Source organism: Microbacterium sp. Soil_C_42, assembly GCF_057656735.1.
In genome coordinates, this window is record NZ_JBDGJU010000031.1 from 25,137 (window position 1) to 42,996 (window position 17,860).

Annotated in this window: 15 protein-coding genes; 12 read left to right on the forward strand and 3 right to left on the reverse strand. The window is 71.1% G+C overall.

From position 1 onward, the window contains the following. The first annotated feature begins 17 nt into the window (after positions 1 to 17). Together AC3A46_RS15535 and AC3A46_RS15540 are read left to right on the forward strand one after the other, a co-directional pair. Positions 18 to 899: an EamA family transporter gene (locus AC3A46_RS15535; protein WP_487666019.1), complete on the forward strand. Its 882-nt coding sequence runs from the start codon at positions 18 to 20 to the stop codon at positions 897 to 899. A gap of 140 nt (positions 900 to 1,039) precedes the next feature. Further along, on the forward strand, positions 1,040 to 2,035 hold the full coding sequence (locus AC3A46_RS15540; protein WP_487666002.1) for a Gfo/Idh/MocA family protein: 996 nt from the start codon (positions 1,040 to 1,042) through the stop codon (positions 2,033 to 2,035). Positions 2,036 to 2,045: 10 nt separating this feature from the next. Here AC3A46_RS15540 and AC3A46_RS15545 read toward each other — a convergent pair whose 3' ends face one another. Genes AC3A46_RS15545 through AC3A46_RS15555 form a run of 3 tightly spaced genes read right to left on the reverse strand, consistent with a single transcriptional unit; the run spans position 2,046 to position 6,696 of the window. Beyond that, entirely contained in the window at positions 2,046 to 3,509 is a 1,464-nt protein-coding gene (locus AC3A46_RS15545) for a glutamate-cysteine ligase family protein (RefSeq protein ID WP_487666003.1), read from the reverse strand. Positions 3,510 to 3,544: 35 nt separating this feature from the next. Beyond that, positions 3,545 to 4,651, reverse strand: a complete 1,107-nt coding sequence (locus AC3A46_RS15550) for a LacI family DNA-binding transcriptional regulator (protein WP_487666004.1) — start codon at positions 4,649 to 4,651, stop codon at positions 3,545 to 3,547. Further along, entirely contained in the window at positions 4,648 to 6,696 is a 2,049-nt protein-coding gene (locus AC3A46_RS15555; RefSeq protein ID WP_487666005.1) for a heparinase II/III domain-containing protein, read from the reverse strand. The genes AC3A46_RS15550 and AC3A46_RS15555 overlap by 4 nt, the downstream gene beginning before the upstream one ends. Before the next feature lie 198 nt (positions 6,697 to 6,894). Between AC3A46_RS15555 and AC3A46_RS15560 the strand changes: the two genes are divergently transcribed. From AC3A46_RS15560 to AC3A46_RS15605, 10 genes are all read left to right on the forward strand, one after another. Then, a complete protein-coding gene (locus AC3A46_RS15560; protein WP_487666006.1) occupies positions 6,895 to 9,045 on the forward strand; it encodes a DUF2264 domain-containing protein in 2,151 nt (716 codons plus the stop codon). Between the two features lie 49 nt (positions 9,046 to 9,094). Beyond that, a complete protein-coding gene (locus tag AC3A46_RS15565) occupies positions 9,095 to 10,399 on the forward strand; it encodes an ABC transporter substrate-binding protein (protein WP_487666007.1) in 1,305 nt (434 codons plus the stop codon). Between the two features lie 120 nt (positions 10,400 to 10,519). Further along, positions 10,520 to 11,452 (forward strand): carbohydrate ABC transporter permease, encoded by a 933-nt coding sequence (locus AC3A46_RS15570; protein WP_487666008.1) that lies wholly within the window; start codon positions 10,520 to 10,522, stop codon positions 11,450 to 11,452. Next, positions 11,452 to 12,414: a carbohydrate ABC transporter permease gene (locus AC3A46_RS15575; RefSeq protein WP_487666009.1), complete on the forward strand. Its 963-nt coding sequence runs from the start codon at positions 11,452 to 11,454 to the stop codon at positions 12,412 to 12,414. The genes AC3A46_RS15570 and AC3A46_RS15575 overlap by 1 nt, the downstream gene beginning before the upstream one ends. A gap of 4 nt (positions 12,415 to 12,418) precedes the next feature. After that, complete coding sequence (locus tag AC3A46_RS15580) at positions 12,419 to 13,108, forward strand: ferredoxin-NADPH reductase (RefSeq protein WP_487666010.1); 690 nt, start codon at positions 12,419 to 12,421, stop codon at positions 13,106 to 13,108. A 46-nt stretch (positions 13,109 to 13,154) separates the two neighbouring features. Next, on the forward strand, positions 13,155 to 14,339 hold the full coding sequence (locus tag AC3A46_RS15585; RefSeq protein WP_487666011.1) for a glycoside hydrolase family 88 protein: 1,185 nt from the start codon (positions 13,155 to 13,157) through the stop codon (positions 14,337 to 14,339). Next, positions 14,336 to 15,205 (forward strand): fumarylacetoacetate hydrolase family protein, encoded by an 870-nt coding sequence (locus AC3A46_RS15590; protein ID WP_487666012.1) that lies wholly within the window; start codon positions 14,336 to 14,338, stop codon positions 15,203 to 15,205. The genes AC3A46_RS15585 and AC3A46_RS15590 overlap by 4 nt, the downstream gene beginning before the upstream one ends. Beyond that, positions 15,202 to 15,966 carry a 2-dehydro-3-deoxy-D-gluconate 5-dehydrogenase KduD gene (gene kduD / locus AC3A46_RS15595; protein ID WP_487666013.1) on the forward strand — a complete coding sequence of 255 codons (765 nt, stop codon included), beginning with the start codon at positions 15,202 to 15,204 and terminating at the stop codon, positions 15,964 to 15,966. The genes AC3A46_RS15590 and kduD overlap by 4 nt, the downstream gene beginning before the upstream one ends. A 37-nt stretch (positions 15,967 to 16,003) precedes the next feature. Continuing rightward, positions 16,004 to 16,849 (forward strand): 5-dehydro-4-deoxy-D-glucuronate isomerase, encoded by an 846-nt coding sequence (gene kduI, locus AC3A46_RS15600; RefSeq protein ID WP_487666014.1) that lies wholly within the window; start codon positions 16,004 to 16,006, stop codon positions 16,847 to 16,849. Between the two features lie 114 nt (positions 16,850 to 16,963). Beyond that, the coding region (locus tag AC3A46_RS15605) for a sugar kinase (protein ID WP_487666015.1) at positions 16,964 to 17,860 on the forward strand (897 nt) is incomplete at its 3' end.

Sequence of the window (17,860 nt, forward strand, 5' to 3'; positions counted from 1 at the left end):
GCTCCTCGGGTGCGACGATCTCGGGCGGTGGCCGCTCGGGCGCTTCGCCCGCGATCCTGCTGGTGATCGCCGGCCTCGCGTGCCAGGAGGTCGGTGCGTCGATCGCCGTGCTGCTGTTCCCGCAGGTCGGCCCGCTCGGCATGGTCATGCTGCGCCTGGTGTTCTCGGCCGTCGTGCTGCTGCTGATCGCACGACCCCGCGTGCGCGGTCACTCCCGCACCGACTGGACGGCGGTGGCGCTCTTCGGACTCGTGCTCGCGCTGATGAACGGCCTGTTCTACCTCGCCCTCGAGCGCCTTCCGCTCGGGGTCACCGTGACCATCGAGGTGCTGGGTCCCCTCGTGCTGTCGATCGTCGCGGCGCGCCGCGCGTCGGCGTGGCTCTGGGCGCTCCTGGCGCTCGCCGGAGTCGTGGCGCTCGGTGGCGGCGGATGGGACCGGCTCGACCCGCTCGGCGTGCTGTTCGCGCTCGGCGCCGCCGGCAGCTGGGCGTTCTACATCCTCGCCTCGGCGCGCGTCGGACGGGCGTTCCCCCAGCTCGACGGGCTCGCGCTCGCGATGGCGATCGGTGCCGTCATCGCCCTGCCGTTCGGGATCGCCGATGCCGGAGCCGCCCTCCTGCGGATCGAGATCGTCGCGCTCGGTGCAGCCGTGGCGGTGCTGTCGTCGACGATTCCGTACGCGTTCGAGCTCATCGCGCTCCGGCGCCTCCCGGCGGCGGTCTTCGCGATCCTGATGAGCCTCGCACCGGCGACCGCGGCGCTGGCGGGGTTCATATTCCTCGGACAACATATGACCTGGCTCGAGATCTTCGGCATCGCACTGGTCATCGCCGCGAGCATCGGTGCGATCCGGTCCTCCGCCCGCGCGGCGCGCGAGGCCGCGGAGCCGATCGCCTGACCCACGGCGTGCGGCGTGCCGCGGCATCCGCTTTCGCTCCGTCAGCATGCGAGACCGCACAGACGCACCGATCCCGGCGGGTGCGCGGTGCGATCGTGCGGTCTCGCCCCGAGGCGGGTGCGGCTCGGTAGCATCAGGGCGTGACTCAGGCGCAGACGAGATGGGCGGTCCTCGGGCCGGGGTGGATCAGCCGGGACTTCGTGGTCGGACTGCGGGCATCGGAATACGGGATGCTGCATGCCGTGGGCAGCTCGTCGGCCCCGCGCGCGGCGGCGTTCGCGGCGGAGCACGGGGCCGAGGCATCCGGAACCTACGACGAGATCCTGGCGCGCGACGACGTCGACGCGGTGTACATCGGGACGGTCCACACGACCCACGCCGACCTGGCGATCCGCGCTCTCGAGGCGGGCAAGGCCGTGCTGTGCGAGAAGCCCGCGAGTCCGACGCTCGCGGAGGTCGAGCGGATCCTGGAGGCGGCTCAGCGCACGCAGCGACCCTTCCTCGAGGCGTTCAAGACGCGGTTCGGCCCCTTCGCCGACGCGCTGCGGGAACTCGCCGCGGGCGGCGAGTTCGGCGGCCTGGAGCACTTCGGGGGCGCCTTCGGCTTCGACGCCGGAACGCGCGAGGGGCGTCTGTTCGACCCGGCGGTCGGGGGCGGCGCGATCCTCGACGTCGGCTGCTACCCGCTGGCGCTCGCGATCGACCTCGCGGCCGCGGCCGGACAGCCGATCGACGCGCCGCAGTACCGCGGCTTCCAGGCAGAGCTCGTCAACGGCGTCGACGGGTGGGCGACCGCTGAGGTGGACTTCGGCACGGTGACGGCGGAGCTGGCGACGTCGGTGGTCGAGGACCTCTCCGACATGGCGATGCTGTGGTTCGGTGAGACCGAGACCGACGTGCTGCTGCCGAACGCGTGGGGCAGCCGCACCGAGAGCCCGTCGACGCTGATCGTGCGCCGCGGGGCCGACGAGCGGGTCGTCGAGCTGCCGGTGGTGCAGCCGATGGCCGCCGAGGCCGACGCGCTGTCGCTGGCGCTCGCCGAGGGCAGGCTCGAGGTGCCCGAGATGCCCTGGGCCCACACGCGTGCCACGGCGCGCGTGCTCACCGACTGGCGCGCGGCCGCCCTCGCCGGCTGACGCGCCCGGGTCACTCCCAGGTGTGCACGGGCTCGTTCGTGTGCATCGCCTCGCGGTACTCGAGGAGGGTGGCGCGCAGCGCGTCGTAGCGGTCCATGTCGGCCCGGCGATGCATGCGGTCCGTGAACCAGCCGGCGCCCGTGACCCCGGTGAGGCATCGTCCTTCGATGATGCCGAGCAGGCGGTCTCGGACGGATGTCTCGACGCCCCACGCCTCCAGACCCCGGTGCGCCAGCGGCAGCAGGCGCCGCAGCACGAGCTCCGTCGCGGGCACCTGGCCGACGCCGGGCCAGTATTGCTGGGCGTCGATGCCGTCGCGGGCGGCGCTGTGGAAGTTCTCCTCGGCGGCGGTGAACGACAGCTGCGACCACAGCGGCCGGTCGTTCTCGGCGATCGCGCGCACGAGGCCGAAGTAGAACGCGGCGTTGGCCATGATGTCGGCCACGGTGGGGCCGGCGGCGAGCAGGCGGTTCTCGACCCGCAGGTGCGGCACGCCGTCCGCGACGTCGTAGATCGGGCGGTTCCACCGGTAGACCGTGCCGTTGTGCAGGCGCAGCTCCGCGAGGGCCGGGATGCCGCCGTCGTCGAGCACGGCCATCGGGTCGTCGTCGTGGACGATCGGCAGGAGCGCCGGGAAGTACCGGACGTTCTCCTCGAAGAGGTCGAAGACGGAGGTGATCCAGCGCTCGCCGAACCAGACCCGCGGGCGCACGCCCTGCACCTTCAGCTCTTCGCTGCGGGTGTCGGTCGCCTGCTCGAACAGGGGGATCCGCGTCTCGCGCCACAGCTGCTTGCCCAGCAGATACGGCGAGTTCGCCGACATCGCGAGCTGCACGCCCGCGATCGCCTGCGAGGCGTTCCAGTACGCCGCGAACGAGTCGGGTGAGGTCTGGACGTGCAGCTGCGTGCTGGTGCACGCCGCCTCGGGAAGGATCGAGTCCGCCGTCGTGAGGAGTCGCTCGGGCCCGTCGATCTTGATCAGGATGTCCTCGCCGCGCGCGGCGAGGATCTGCTCGCTGAGCAGCCGGTACCGCGGATTCGCGCTGATGCTGTCGGGCCGCAGGTGTCCCTCCGCGAGGGTGGGCAGGATGCCGATCATCACGAGGTGCGCGCCGACCGTCGCCGACCGCTCCTCGGCGTGGTTGAGACTGCGTCGCAACCCCTCCTCGAACGTGGTCAGGCCGCCCTCGCGCAGGCGCGCCGGCGGCACGTTGATCTCGATGTTGAACTGTCCGAGCTCGGTCTGGAACGCAGCATCCGCTATCGCCTCCAGCGCCTCGGCGTTGCGCAGCGCCGGGTCTCCCGCCTCGTCGACGAGGTTCAGCTCGACCTCCAGGCCGGTCAGCGGGTCGTCGGTGTCGAAGTGCGCCTCGCGCAGCATGCGCGCGAACACGTCGAGGTTGCGCCGGACCTTCTCGCGATGGCGTGTGCGGTCGGCGCGGGTGAACTCCTGTGCCGGGACGTCCTCCCCCATGGCGGCACTCTAGCGAGCCCCGGGCGTTTGCGCGCCTACGCGCCGCGGGGCGGGGCGGTCGAGCCGCGGACGTTCAGCGTGGGATTCAGCACGACGCGGTGCACGGGGCGCGTGGGGTCCTCGATGCGCCGCGCCAGCAGGTCGACGGCCGCGCGGCCGACCGAGTGGCGGGGCGGGCTCACCGCGGTGAGCGCGGGCGTGAAGAGCTCGGCCACCTCGTCGTCGTAGGCGACGACCGAGAAGTCGCCGGGCACCGATATCCCCCGGTTCAGGGCCAGGTCGACGAAGGCCATCGCCTCGGGGTCGGAGTGCACGAGGATCGCCGTGACCGAGTTCGACAGCGCCGCGTCGAGCGTGGCATCGACGACCGCCGAGAAGTCGGGACTCGTGCGCGGCGGCAGGCTCGTCTCGAAGTGGTCCGACGGGGTGAGGCCGAGCTCGAGGCAGGCGGCCTGCCAGCCGGCGGCGATCTTGCGTGAGGTCGGCGAGTCCCGCGCGATGATCAGCCCGACGCGGCGGTGACCGAGCGAGGCGAGGTGCCGGGCCGCGAGCACGGCGCCGAGCGCGTGGTCGGTCGTGACGTTCTCGACGGGGCTGCCGTCCGGCAGCACCACCGCGTCGCGCTCGACCAGCACGTTGGGGACACCGCAGTCGGCGAGCCACTGCACGACGTCCTGCGCGTGGGGCGTGTCGGTGTTCGGTGCGACGACGAGCCCGCGCACCCCCTCGGTGTGGACGAGCCGCTCCAGCACCGGGCGCTCGTCCTGGAGCTCGTACGACGCGCCGCGCAGCACGACGCGCAGGCCGTGGCGCGTCGCCTCGGTCTCGGCGCCGCGCACGACGCTCGGCCAGTAGAAGCTCAGCGACGGCACGAGCATCGCGATCGATCCGGTGCGGGTGGCGGTGAGCGGATGCCCCGGCTCGACGTCGTCGAATCCGCCGGCGGCGGGCACGGCGCCGCCGTGGACGCGCACGAGCAGGCCTTCGCGCTCCATCTGGGCGAGGTCGCGGCGCAGCGTCACCGGGGCGACGCCGAGCTCGTCCATGAGCTGCGCGACCCGTACGGCGCCGTCGCGCTCGAGCGTGGCCATCACGTGCGCCCGCCGTTCCGCGGCCAGCAGCGCCGGAGTCTGGTCGGTCATCGGGCGTCCTCCGCGTTCGTCAGGTCCAGTTCTACCGTGACGGCGACCGCGTCGGCCGTCGTCACGTCCAGATCGAGCCGGGTGAGTCGCGCGCCCCACACGCCGGACAGCACCGGGTCGTCGAGCTCTCGCACCATGAGAGACGCCTCCACGCCCTCCGGCCACGAGATGCGCACCGGCGTGGCGCCGTCGAGCGGCGTGACCGTGACGGATGCTGCGTCCCTGCGCACGTCGCCGGCCAGCAGCATCCGCACCTGGGTCTTCTCGTCCGTCCGGGGCGTTTCGCCTGTGCGTTTCGACTCGCAAGCTCGCTCAACGACCACGTTCCTCGCTCGCTCGACGAGCGGGGGGAGAGCGGGTGTCCAGGCGTCCTCGATCACGACGCGCCGCGTCGCGCGCTCGAGGCGCACCGTGCGCCGCCACGGCGCCGCGCCGGCGTACGCACCCGAGAGCTCGAGCGACAGCGACGCATCATCGACCGCCACCTCCACGCCGGATGCCGCGAACTCGGCGCCGGGGCTCTGCTCGACGCCGCCGATCACGGGCACGTTGTGCCACCCGCTCTGCATCGTCCAGATGTCGTAGCGGCCGGGGCCGAAGGTCTGCAGGGTGTACGTCGGCCGGCCCGCGTCGACGATGACCGGCACGCCGTCCGACGCGACGACGAACGAGCCGACGTCGTTGTGGTTGTGGTGCTCGCCGTTGTGCCCGCCCTTGACGGCGACCGTCAGGCCGCGCGCGGTCCCGCCATGCTCACGGGCCAGCAGCACCTCGGTGGAGGGCAGCCAGACGTCGCGCGGGAACGGCGACGTCTGGAGTGCCGCGCCCACCCAGGCGGGATCTGTGATGCCGCGCAGCAGGCGATCCAGGCCCTCGTGCTCTGTGGCCGCGGGCGTGCCGGCGTGACGGTGCGACGCAGCGTGGGCGGCAGCATCCGTGTCTCCCGTGCTCCGCGCCGCACGATGCAGGGCGTGCCACGGCTGCCGGTCCGTGATACGCGCCTGCCCGTCGGCGAGGTTCAGGTACCAGTCGCCACCGAGATGCATGCGGTGCGGGAAGGCGACGGTCTCGCGCAGCGCCGGGATGCCGGATGCGTCGAGCACTCCCCCGGTCGCGTGGCGCACGATGTCGAGGGCTTCGAGGGCGCGGCACGCGCCGTTCCACCAGTACGCGTACCCCTCGTCGATGGCGCCGTCGGCCGGCAGCACCGAGACGTATCGGTCGATGCCCTCGATGGCCAGGGCGACGATGCGCGCCCGCTCGTCGGCTTCGGCCGGGTCGTCGAGCAGCCGCAGCGCCGCGGTGATCACGTTGCCGTGGATCCACGGGTTCCAGTTGTGCACGTCGCCGTCGAGGCCGATCCAGTGCCAGTCGCGGCGCTCGACGAACGGCTGGAATACGCGCACCCGCGCCTCGTGGCGGATGCGGGAGCGGATGCCGGGGTACCGGGCTTCGAGCCGTGCGCCGAGGAGCTGGTCGACCCACGTGAGCAGGGCGACCGCCTCGCCCGCGCCGAGGTCGAGGTACGGGGCGGTCACCGTCGGGAGGACGGATCCGCGCTCGCGGAAGGCGTCGTCGTGGGCCGGCCAGCACCATGTGCTCTGCTCGCAGATCAGCCAGACGCCGTCGAGCACCTCGGCGAGCCATGCGGGGCCGAGCTCGGGGTCGTCGCCGTAATGCGCGGCGGCGATCGCGGCGCGGGCCAGGCGGAACTGGCGCTCGAACACGACGCTCTCCCACCCGACGCGGTCGCCGTCGTCGTGGATGCGCGCCGCGGCGGTGGCGAGGGGGACGCCCCACGGACGGCCGAGATCCGCGTGGGCCCGGGGGAGGACGTCGGCGACGGCGACGGGATCGGCGCTGCCGTCGGGTCCCCAGACGGTGCGGTCCTCGGCGGGTGCCACCGGGAGTGCGCGCTCGGGCTCAGCGAGGAGGGAGGCGAGTGCCGCGCCGAAACCGGCGGCGTCGATGCCGGCCTGCCGGTGGTAGGCGGCGGCCAGCTCACCCTGGAACGTCGCGGGAGAGGCATCCGTCGCGGTCGTCAAGGTTCCTCCTCGTTGATTCACCATGGGTGGGGGATCCACCGCGCAGTGAGGCTCGCCATGAACCCAAAGCGATCATAAACGATCATAACGAATCTCAAACAACCTTGCAATGAACGAATTGGGTTGCTACAGTCCCAAACGTTCGCTTTCCGCTGATCTGATTCCGGCGGCGAGAAGAAGGCATCAAGGGAGATCCCAGTGACGGTCCAGCAGCCCACCACGTCGGCGCACATCGCGACGGGCTTCGATTGGACACGCGACGAATGGCTCGCCTACGCCGACCGCCTGCTCGACACCGCTCGCACCTACGCGTCGCCCGGTGCCGGCCGGATCCACTTCCCGGGCGCCGAGGGCGGCTACGGACGCGCCGTCGACGGGCTCGAGGGATTCGCCCGCACGTTCCTCCTCGCCGGCTTCCGCATCGCCGGGGCGCGCGGGCAGGGCACCGAGGAGCTCGCCGACTTCTACCGCCGCGGCATCGTGTCGGGCGTCGACCCCGAGGCCGAAGACCGCTGGGTCCGTCTCGACGAGCACGCGCAGGCCAAGGTCGAGGCGGCATCGCTCGCGCTCGTGCTCGACATGACGCGCCCGTGGATCTGGGACCGCCTCGACGCTGTCACCCAGGGGCGCGTCATCGACTACCTCGCGCCCGTCGTGGGCGATGCGACGTATCCCAAGACGAACTGGCTGTGGTTCCGCGTCGTCGTGCAGACGTTCCTGCGTTCGGTCGGCGGGCCGTGGTCGCAGGGCGACATCGCCGACGATCTCGCGCTGCACGATGTGCTCGTGCGCGAGGACGGCTGGATCTCGGACGGCTTCGAGCGCTCGTACGACCACTACGTCGGCTGGGCCCTGCACACCTACCCCGTGCTGTGGTCGCGCATGCGGGGCGCTGAAGAGCTCGCCGCCGGCCGCACGCCCGGCGACATCGCGCGCCTCGACCGCTTCCTGCAGGACGCCGTCACCCTCGTCGGCGCCGACGGCTCGCCGCTCGTGCAGGGCCGCAGCCTCATCTACCGCTTCGCCGCCGCCGCCCCGTTCTGGGTCGGCGCGATCGCCGAGGTCCCGTCCGTGCCGCTCGGGCAGCTGCGCCGCGCGGCGAACGCCGTGGTCGCACACTTCGACGACGCCGGCGTTCCGACGGCGGACGGCGTGCTCACCATGGGGTGGCACCACGAGTGGCGCGAGCTCGCCCAGTCCTACTCGGGCCCGGGTTCGCCGTACTGGGCCGTGAAGGGCCTCCTCGGCATCGCGCTGCCCGCGGACCACCCGGTGTGGGCCGCCGCGACCGAGCCGCTGCCGATCGAGTCGGGCGACGAGCTGCGCACCGTGCGCCCCGCGGGCTGGGTGATCTCGGGCACGCAGGCCGACGGCATCGTGCGCATCGTCAACCACGGCACCGACCACGCCGCAGGCGGCAGCCTCGTCGGCGACTCGCCGCTGTACGCCCGCATCGGGTACGCGACGGCGGCGGGCCCGCTCGCCAACCAGCGCGCGTTCGAGGAGCCCCTCGAGCAGTCCGTCGCCCTGGTGGACGCCGCCGGCCGCGCGACCCATCGCGCGGCGATGGACCTCATCGACGTGCGTGTGCAGGACGACGAGGGCGGCCGCGTCGGCATCGCCGCCTCCGTCTCGCGCGCCCACTGGATCGACCTCCGCCCGTCGGCGCAGCGCCACGGCTCCGGCATCGACGGCGAGATCGAGCTCGCCGGCCTCGTCGAGGTGCACTCGCTCGTGCGCGGCCCGTGGGAGGCGCGCCTCGTCCGCGTCGCCGCGCTCGAATCCGGCGTCGACGCCGCGTCGCTCCGCCTCCGCGTGGGGGGCTGGGCTCTGGCAGACGACCACACCCCGCGCTCCTCCGACCACACCCCGCGCTCCTCCGACCGCACCCCGCGCTCCTCCGACCACACCCCGCGCTCCTCAACTGAGGAGCTGCGCCGAGATGAGGGAGCACACGCCGAGGCGGCCTCCGCATCTCAGCTCTCGTCCTCAAATGAGGGTGCAGGAGGGGGCACGGATGCTGCCGCCTCGGTCGTCGCGAAGGGCCTGAGCAGCAGCATCCGTCCCCTTCTGGGCGACGGCGAGGCGAGCATCGAGACGCGCGGGGACGCCAGTCCACTGGGGCCCGTCGCCGGAGTGCCGCTCGTGTCGTTCCCGGTCGAGCCGGGCACGTGGAGCGCGACGCTCGTGGAGCTCACCACCGAAGACCTCGCATCGCCTGGCGATGCCGCACACGTCGTCCTCGACGAGGACGGCGACCAGACCACCGTCACGGTCACCTGGCCGGACGGAACGGCGACCACGAGTCGCCTCGCACACCCCGGAACCGCGCCCGGCGCGAACCGGTAATCCGATGGGCCCGAGGACGGGTCCGCAATCACAAAGGAGTACCCCCAGAATGAAGCGCTCATACGCTGCCGCGGCCGGCATCGCCGTGGTCGCAACGCTCGCTCTCGCCGGCTGCAGCGGCGGCGACGACGCAGCCTCGCCCGAGGAGTCCTCGGGGCCGGTCACGCTCAGCCTCTCGGGCTGGAGCATCGACACGACGCCGGAGTTCCAGGCGCTCGCCGACGCGTTCCACGAGGAGAACCCCGACATCACGGTCGAGGTGAAGGGCTACGACGCCACCGAGTACAACACGCTCGTCACCGCCGACCTCGCCGCCGGTTCCGGCCCCGACATCATCACGCAGAAAGAGGTCAAGTTCGTCCCGACCTTCGCCGAGGGCGGCCAGCTCCTCGACGTGTCGGACGTCGAACTGCCCGACGGCATCAGCGGCGCGAAGTCGTACGAGGTCGACGGCACCGCATACGCGGTCCCCTACCGCAACGACTCGTGGGTCCTGTACTACAACAAGGCCCTCTTCGACCAGGCCGGTGTCGAGTACCCCGACGGCACGTGGACGTGGGACGACTACGCCGACGCGGCCGCCGCTCTGACCGACGGAATCGCCGCGGCGGGCGGCTCCGCCAAGGGCGCGTACCTCCACAACTGGCAGTCGACGGTCCAGGGCTTCGCCAACGCGCAGTCCGACGGCGACATCCTCGCGGGCGAGTACGACTACATGGAGCCCTTCTACGACAACGTGCTCGCGCTGCAGGACGCCGGCGACCAGGTCGACTTCAACACCGCGAAGGCCAACCAGCTCACCTATCAGGGCGAGTTCGGCAAGCAGAACGCCGCGATGCTGCAGATGGGCACGTGGTTCGTCGCGACGCTCATCGCTCAGCAGGCCTCGGGCGACGCCGATGACTTCGAGTGGGGCATCGCTCCCATCCCGCAGGTCGACTCGAAGACGGCCGGTCTCGACAACACCCCGGTCACCTTCGGCGACCCGACCGGTTTCGGCATCAACGCCGCGATCGACGAGTCGAAGGTCGCGGCCGCGAAGAAGTTCCTCGCGTTCGCCGCAGGTGAAGAGGGCGCCCAGGTGCTCGCCGGCATCGGCATCACGCCGGCGCTGCTGACCGACCCGGTCGTCGAGACGTACTTCGCGGTCGACGGTGCCCCCACCGACGACCTGTCGAAGTTCGCGTACTCGACCCACGAGGTCTTCCCGGAGAACCCGACGTCGAACAAGACGGCCGCGATCCAGGGCATCCTCGGCGACATGCACACCGCGATCATGTCGGGCTCCAAGAGCGTCGCCGACGCCATCACGGAGGCCCAGGACCGCGTGGCCAACGAGGTCGGCACCGACTGACCCGTCTCACCCTGAGCTCGGCCTCGTCTGAGCTCACCCGTCCTTCGGCAGGCTCGGGGACCCTCCCTGAGCCTGCCGAAGGACACCCCCCGCTTCTCGCCCACCCACTGGAGGTCCGCCATGGCGACCATCACCGCCACAGAGGCCGGCACCGCGCCGCCGCCCGTGCGCCGCGGCCGCTCGAAGCTGCGGCTGCGCAACACCCTCATCGGGTGGAGCTTCATCCTTCCGAACTTCATCGGCTTCGGGCTGCTCACCCTCATCCCGATCATCGTGCTGTTCTACATGTCGTTCACGAACTGGAACGTGTTCGGCAAGGCCGACTGGGTCGGCCTCGCGAACTTCCAGCGCCTCATCGGCGACGGCAGCTTCCGCATCTCGGTTCTCAACACCCTCTACTACTCGGTGCTGCACATCCCGCTGACGATCCTCGTCTCGCTGGGTCTCGCGCTGCTGCTCAACAACAAGCTCCGCGGCGTCGCGTTCTTCCGTACGGCCGCGTTCTTCCCCTACATCACCTCGATCGTCGCGATCGCGGTCGTGTGGAACCTGCTCTTCAGCCCCGAGTACGGCCCGATCAACGAGTTCCTCCGGTTCATCGGCATCCAGAACCCGCCCGGATGGCTCACCTCGCCCGAGTGGGCGATGCCCGCTGTCGTCATCGTCGGCACGTGGCGCGACATGGGCTACTACATGATCCTGTTCCTCGCGGGCTTGCAGACCGTCCCGCGCGAGCTGCACGAGGCGGCTCGGGTCGACGGCGCGAACGTGTGGCAGCGGTTCGTCAACGTGACGCTGCCGTGCCTGCGCCCCACGATGTTCTTCGTCACCGTCATGCTGACGATCAACTCTTTCAAGATCTTCGACCTGATCCTCGTGATGACCGACGGCGGCCCCGGCCAGTCGACTCTCGTGCTCTCGCAGTTCATCTACCGCAAGGGCTTCGAAGAGAGCCAGTTCGGCTACGCGTCCGCCGCCGCGGTGGCGCTGTTCTTCATGTGCATCATCGTGACGATCCTGCAGTTCCTCTGGAACAAGAAGCGGAGCAACTGATGGCTGCGACCGAGATCCAGAAAGACGCCGACCTGCTGGTCGCCGACTTCACGCCCCCGAAGGCGTCGCGCCGGGGCCTGCGCAAGCTCGCCGAGGAATCGCCTCAGCCCGAGCTCATCCCGACCGAGAAGATGACACCCGGTCGCCGCGTGGCGCGCATCGCGATGTACGTCGGGCTCATCATCTTCGCGATCGGGCTGCTGACACCCTTCGTCTGGATGGTGCTGAGCTCGTTCAAGTCCGCCAACGAGGTCTTCTCGGTGCCGGTGAAGTGGCTTCCCGAGACGTGGGTGTGGCAGAACTACATCGACATCTGGACCGAGTCGAACATGCTGGTCTGGATCCGCAACACGCTGTTCCTGGCCGTTGTCGTCACGTTCCTGCAGGTGCTGACCGGCTCCTTCGCGGCGTACGGCTTCGCCCGCATGCGCTTCCGCGGCCGCGACGTGCTGTTCCTGCTGTACGTCGGCACGATCGCCGTCCCGTGGCAGTCGTACATGATCCCGCAGTTCATCCTGCTCTCGAACTTCAAGGTGTCGAACACGCTGTGGTCGATCATCCTGCTGCAGGCGTTCGGTGCGTTCGGCGTGTTCCTGATGAAGCAGTTCTACGAGACGATCCCCGAGGAGCTCTCCGAGGCGGCACGCCTGGACGGCCTCAGCGAGTACGCGATCTGGCGCAAGATCATGCTGCCGCTGTCGATCCCGGCGCTCGCCTCGCTGACGCTGCTCACGTTCGTCAACACCTGGAACGACTACCTCGGGCCGCTCATCTACCTGCGAAACCCCGACCTCTGGACGATCCAGCTCGGCCTCAAGAGCTTCGTCTCGAACCTGTTCGACACGAACTACGCACTGCTGTTCGCCGGCCTGACGATCTCGGTCATCCCGATCGCGATCATCTTCCTGCTCGGCCAGAAGTACTTCGTCGAGGGCATCGCGACGAGCGGACTGAAGGGCTAGTGCCATGAAGAAGCTGAACGGGCTGGTGTCGCACGAGACGTGGGCGTCCCTCATCGGGATGATCTATCTCGGGCTCATCGTGAACCTGCTGCTGGTGGTCTCGTCGCTGCCGCTCGTGGTGCTGCTGGTCACGACCGACCCGCTGTACTCGTGGCCGCTGCTCGCGATCGCCGCGCCGCTCGCCGCCCCCGGTCTCGCTGGCGCGTTCCGCGCCTTCCGCGAGCACGGGGAGGGCGGGCTGGGCCCGATCCGCGCGTTCGTCGCGGGACTGCGCGCCACGTGGCGTCGTGCCCTCCTGATCGGCGCCGCGGTCGCCGCCGTCGTCGTGGTGCTGCTCGTGGACGTGCGGATGCTGTCGGCCACGGCCGCGGCCGTGTTCACCGTCCCGCTCCTCGGGGTGCTGGCGCTGCTCGCGATCGCGGTCGGGCTCGTCGCCCTGGTCGCGATCTCGGAGGTGCCGACCGCACGCCTGCGCGACGTGCTGCGCGCCAGCCTCTACCTGAGCCTGCGCCGCTGGTACCTCACGGCGGCGTCGCTGGCGGCCCTGGCGGCCCAGGTCGCCGTGTTCGCCACCGCGCCCGCCCTCGGGCTCGGCCTCACGGCCTCCGCCGCCCTCTTCTTCGCGTGGACCAACTCGCGCTTCACGCTCCGCCCCGTGCTCGATCTCGACGAGAAGGCCGTCGCGCAGGCCTGAGCCCGCGGCATCCGTTCTCTGCATATACCTCAGAAGGAATCTCTCCATGACGTCCACCTCGCCCGCCGCGGGCACCACCGAGACCACGACCGACGCGGCCATCGCCGCGGCGCTGTCGACGATCCGGCGCAACATCGCGAAGTTCGGGGGCTCGTACCCCGACGACACGACGGTGGACGACCGCTACGAGCTGCGTCCTGCCGAGGGCGGCATCCCGCTCGGCGGCAACCGAGGCTGGACCACGAGCTTCCGCACCGGCCTGCTGTGGCTCGCCTGGGAGCTCACGGGCGATGAGGACTATCGCGACGCCGCGCGGATCGACGCGGCCGACTTCGAGCGTCGCGTGCGCGCCGAGGAGGACCTCGACACCCACGACCTCGGCTTCCTCTACACGCTCTCGACGGTCGCCGCCTGGCGCCTGGTCGGCGACCCGAAGGCACGTGACGCGTCGCTGCTCGCCGCCGACCACCTGATGCGCCGGTTCCTCGAGCCGGCGGGCATCATCCAGGCATGGGGCGACCTCTCCGACCCCGCCCAGCGCGGACGCACCATCATCGACAGCCTGATGAATATGCCGCTGCTGACATGGGCCCACGAGCAGACCGGCGAGGAGCGCTTCGCGGACGCGGTCGTGCGCCACACGGCGCAGCTGCGCGAGCACATCCTCCGCGAGGACGACTCCACCTTCCACACGTTCTACTGGGACGCCGAGACCGGCGACGCCCTCCGCGGCGGCACCGAGCAGGGCGCGGCCGACGAGTCGTGCTGGGCGCGCGGGCAGGCGTGGGGCATCTACGGCTTCGCGATGAACTACGCGGTGACCGGCGACGAGCGCCTGCTCGAGGCATCCCGTCGCTGCACGGAGTATTTCCTGCGCCACCTGCCGGCCGACGAGGTGCCGTTCTGGGACCTCGTCTACACCGACGGCAGCGACGCGCCGCGCGACAGCTCCGCCGCGGCGATCGCGGTGTGCGGCCTGCTCGAGCTCGCGAAGGTCGAGACGGATGCTGAGCGAGCCGCCGAGTGGACCGCCCGGGCGCACTCGATCCTGGCGTCGCTCATCGCGCACTACACGCCGGTGAACGCCGAGGACTCCGACGCGCTGATCCTGCACTCGGTCTACGACCTGCCGAAGGCCAACGGCGTCGACGAGGGGACGCTCTGGGGCGACTACTTCTACCTCGAGGCTCTGATGCGCGTCGCGCGTCCGGAGTGGAGGAAGTACTGGTGAGGCTCGTCACCTATGCGGGTCCGGACGGCGCCCGGCCGGCCGCGGTCGTCGCGGACGATCGCGTGCTCGACCTCGGAGCGATCGCCGGCACGGTGACGGAGCTGCTGTCATCGGACGCCGCACTGGACGCGGCGCGGGCCGTGGTGGCGTCGGCGGACGCGGAATCCCTGCCGGTGGTCGATGCGGCGGACCTCCTCGCCCCCGTCGTGCCGGGCAAGATCCTCTGCCTCGGGTACAACTACCGTGGACACGTGCCGGACGGCGTCGACCCGACCGCGAACGACCCGGAGTATCCGGACGTGTTCGTGAAGACGCCGAACACGCTCGCCGGCCCGAACGACGCCGTCGTGATCCCGCCGGGTGCGACGGACGTCGACTACGAGGGCGAGGTGGCCGTGGTGATCGGCCGGCGCGCGCAGCGCGTGTCGCTCGAGGACGCCCTCGACCACGTCGGCGGCTACACGATCCTCAACGACGTGTCGGACCGCGCGTGGCAGCGCCGGCAGAGCCAATGGGCGCTGGGCAAGTGCTCCGACGGCTTCGCGCCGCTCGGGCCGTGGGTCGTCACGCCCGACGAGGCGCCGGACCCGCAGGACCTCCTCGTGGAGGTCGAGCGCGACGGGGTCGTCACCGTGTCGCAGTCGACGTCGACCACGATCTTCTCGGTCGCGTACGTCATCCACCATCTCAGCCAGGTGCTGACCCTCGAGCCGGGCGACATCGTATCGACCGGCACGCCGCAGAAGCTGCCCGCCGCCCAGGACGCGCATCGCCCGCTCGCCGACGGCGACGCGGTCACCGTGCGCATCTCGGGGCTCGGCGAGCTCACCACCCGATTCATCGCAAGCCAGGAGCCCGCCGCATGATCCTCGATTCGTTCCGCCTCGACGGCAAGGTCGCACTCGTCACCGGGTCGAGCCGTGGGCTCGGCCAGGGCGCCGCTGTCGCTCTCGCCGAGGCCGGCGCCGATGTGGCTCTCCTCGACCGCGGCGATGCGTCGGCGACGGCCGAGCTCATCGAGGCGACCGGCCGCCGCGTCCACCGCGTGCAGCGCGACCTCGTGTCGGCCACGCCCGACGAGCTGTCGTCGGCGGTCGACGAGGTGATCGCCGACCTCGGCGGCCTCGACATCCTCGTGAACAACGCCGGCACCATCCGGCGCGCGCCCGCCGCCGAGTATCCGCTCGGGGACTGGGACGACGTTCTCGCCATCAACCTCGACGCGGTGTTCCACCTGTCGCAGGCCGCGGGCCGCCACATGCTCGCGAACGGCGGTGGACGCATCATCAACGTCGCGTCGATGCTGTCGTTCCAGGGAGGCATTCTCGTTCCGGCATACACCGCTTCCAAGCACGCCGTGGCCGGGCTGACGAAGGCCCTCGCGAACGAGTGGGCGGCCGCGGGCGTCACCGTCAACGCCGTCGCCCCCGGTTACATGGCGACCGACAACACCGCACCGCTGCGTGCCGACGAGGACCGCGCCGCGTCGATCCTGTCGCGCATCCCCGCAGGACGCTGGGGCGAGGCATCCGATCTGCAGGGCGTGTTCGTCTTCCTCGCCTCGGACGCCGCCGCCTACGTGACCGGCGCCGTCATCCCCGTCGACGGCGGCTGGCTCGTCCGCTGACCCTTACGCACCCCCACGCAGAACCAGGAGAGAACTCGTGACCGAGACGCACATCCCGCAGCGCTACGCGACCAACCCCGCCCAGATCCCGGGCATGACGACGCAGGACCTGCGCGACACGTACCTCATCCCCGACGTCTTCGTGCCGGGTGAGATCCGCCTGACGTACACGCACCACGACCGCATCGTGCTCGGCGGCGCCGTGCCCGCGGGTGCGGTGCTCGAGCTCGGCGGATACCCCGAGATCCGCAGCGACTACTTCCTCGAGCACCGCGAGGTCGGCATCATCAATGTCGGCGGCACCGGCACGGTCACCGCCGACGGCGAGGTCTACACGCTCGTCAAGGGCGCGTGCCTGTACCTCGGCCGCGGAATCCGCTCCGTGTCGTTCGCGGATGCCGGCGGCGAGACGGGGGCGCAGTTCTACCTCTTCTCGGCGCCCGCCCACACCGCGTACCCGGCGGCCCTGGTGTCGCCCGGCGAGGGCACCGTGCGCGAGCTCGGCGACCAGCTGACCTCGAACCGCCGCACGCTCAACCAGTACATCCACGAGAACGGCGTGAAGAGCTGCCAGATCGTGATGGGCGTCACCGAGCTGCACCCGGGCTCGATGTGGAACACCATGCCGGCGCACACCCACGACCGCCGCACCGAGTGCTACCTGTACTTCGACCTGCCCGAGGACGCCCGCGTCATCCACCTCATGGGCGAGCGCGAAGAGACGCGTCACCTCGTGGTCGCCGACCGCCAGGCCGTCATCTCGCCCTCGTGGTCGCTGCACTCCGGCGTCGGCACGTCCTCCTACACGTTCATCTGGGCGATGGCCGGCGAGAACCAGGCGTTCGACGACATGGACGCCGCCCCCGTCACCGACCTGCGATGACGCGGCCCGACGCCGTCGGCACGACGACGGCGGCCGAGTGCGGCGAGATCGCAGAGTTCCGCATGATCCCGCCGGGGAGGGCGACGGATGCTGCAGCCTGACTACGCTGGCGGGGTGCCCCGGACTCTGCTCGCGATCGGCGAGACCATGGCGATGGTGACGCCCGTCGTCGCGACTCCCGTCGCCGACGCCGACACGTTCCTGCTCGATGCCGGGGGAGCGGAGTCGAACGTGGCCGCGCACGTGGCCGCGCTCGGACACCGCGGCGTCTGGTTCAGCCGGCTCGGCGAGGACGCTCTCGGGCACCGCATCGCGCGTCAGCTGTCGGGGCGGGGCGTGGATGTCTCGCGCGTGGTGTTCGACGAAGGGCACCCGACCGGGCTGTACGTGAAGGACCCGGGCAACGGGGTGCTCTACTACCGCCGGGGCTCCGCTGCCGCGCAGCTGTCGGAGGCCGACGCGGCCGACGTGTCGTTCGACGGCGTCGACCTGCTGCACGTCTCGGGCATCACGGCAGCGATCTCCGCATCCGCCGCCGCGTTTCTCGGGCGAGTCATCGCCCGCGCCCGGGAGCACGGCGTGCCGGTGTCGTTCGATGTGAACCACCGCGCGCCGCTGTGGGATGCCGCGACCGCCGCGCCGGTGCTGCTCGAGCTCGCCCGCAGCGCCGACATCGTGCTCGTGGGCCGCGACGAGGCCGAGACGCTCTGGTCCACTCCGACCGCTGCCGACGTGCGGGCCCTCCTGCCGCACGTCGCCGAGCTCATCGTCAAGGACGGCGACATCGGCGCGACGGCCTTCGTCGGTGACGACGAGGTGTTCGAGCCGGCGCTCGTCGTCGAGGTCGTCGAGCCGGTCGGCGCCGGCGACGCCTTCGCCGGCGGGTACCTCGCGGGCCGGCTCTCGGGCGACTCGGTGTCCGACCGCCTGCGGGCCGGTCACGCCCGCGCCGCCCGCACCCTCCAGACCACCACCGACTCGATCGACGAGCCCGCCGCCCCGGCGCCGGCC

Excerpts from the sequence above, each read along its gene's own strand:
- AC3A46_RS15575 (WP_487666009.1), top strand. The coding sequence starts at position 11,452 with ATGGCTGCGACCGAGATCCAGAAAGACGCCGACCTGCTGGTCGCCGAC.
- AC3A46_RS15570 (WP_487666008.1), top strand. The coding sequence starts at position 10,520 with ATGGCGACCATCACCGCCACAGAGGCCGGCACCGCGCCGCCGCCCGTG.
- AC3A46_RS15565 (WP_487666007.1), top strand. The coding sequence starts at position 9,095 with ATGAAGCGCTCATACGCTGCCGCGGCCGGCATCGCCGTGGTCGCAACG.
- AC3A46_RS15585 (WP_487666011.1), top strand. The coding sequence starts at position 13,155 with ATGACGTCCACCTCGCCCGCCGCGGGCACCACCGAGACCACGACCGAC.
- AC3A46_RS15550 (WP_487666004.1), bottom strand. The coding sequence starts at position 4,651 with ATGACCGACCAGACTCCGGCGCTGCTGGCCGCGGAACGGCGGGCGCAC.
- AC3A46_RS15580 (WP_487666010.1), top strand. The coding sequence starts at position 12,419 with ATGAAGAAGCTGAACGGGCTGGTGTCGCACGAGACGTGGGCGTCCCTC.
- kduD (WP_487666013.1), top strand. The coding sequence starts at position 15,202 with ATGATCCTCGATTCGTTCCGCCTCGACGGCAAGGTCGCACTCGTCACC.
- AC3A46_RS15545 (WP_487666003.1), bottom strand. The coding sequence starts at position 3,509 with ATGGGGGAGGACGTCCCGGCACAGGAGTTCACCCGCGCCGACCGCACA.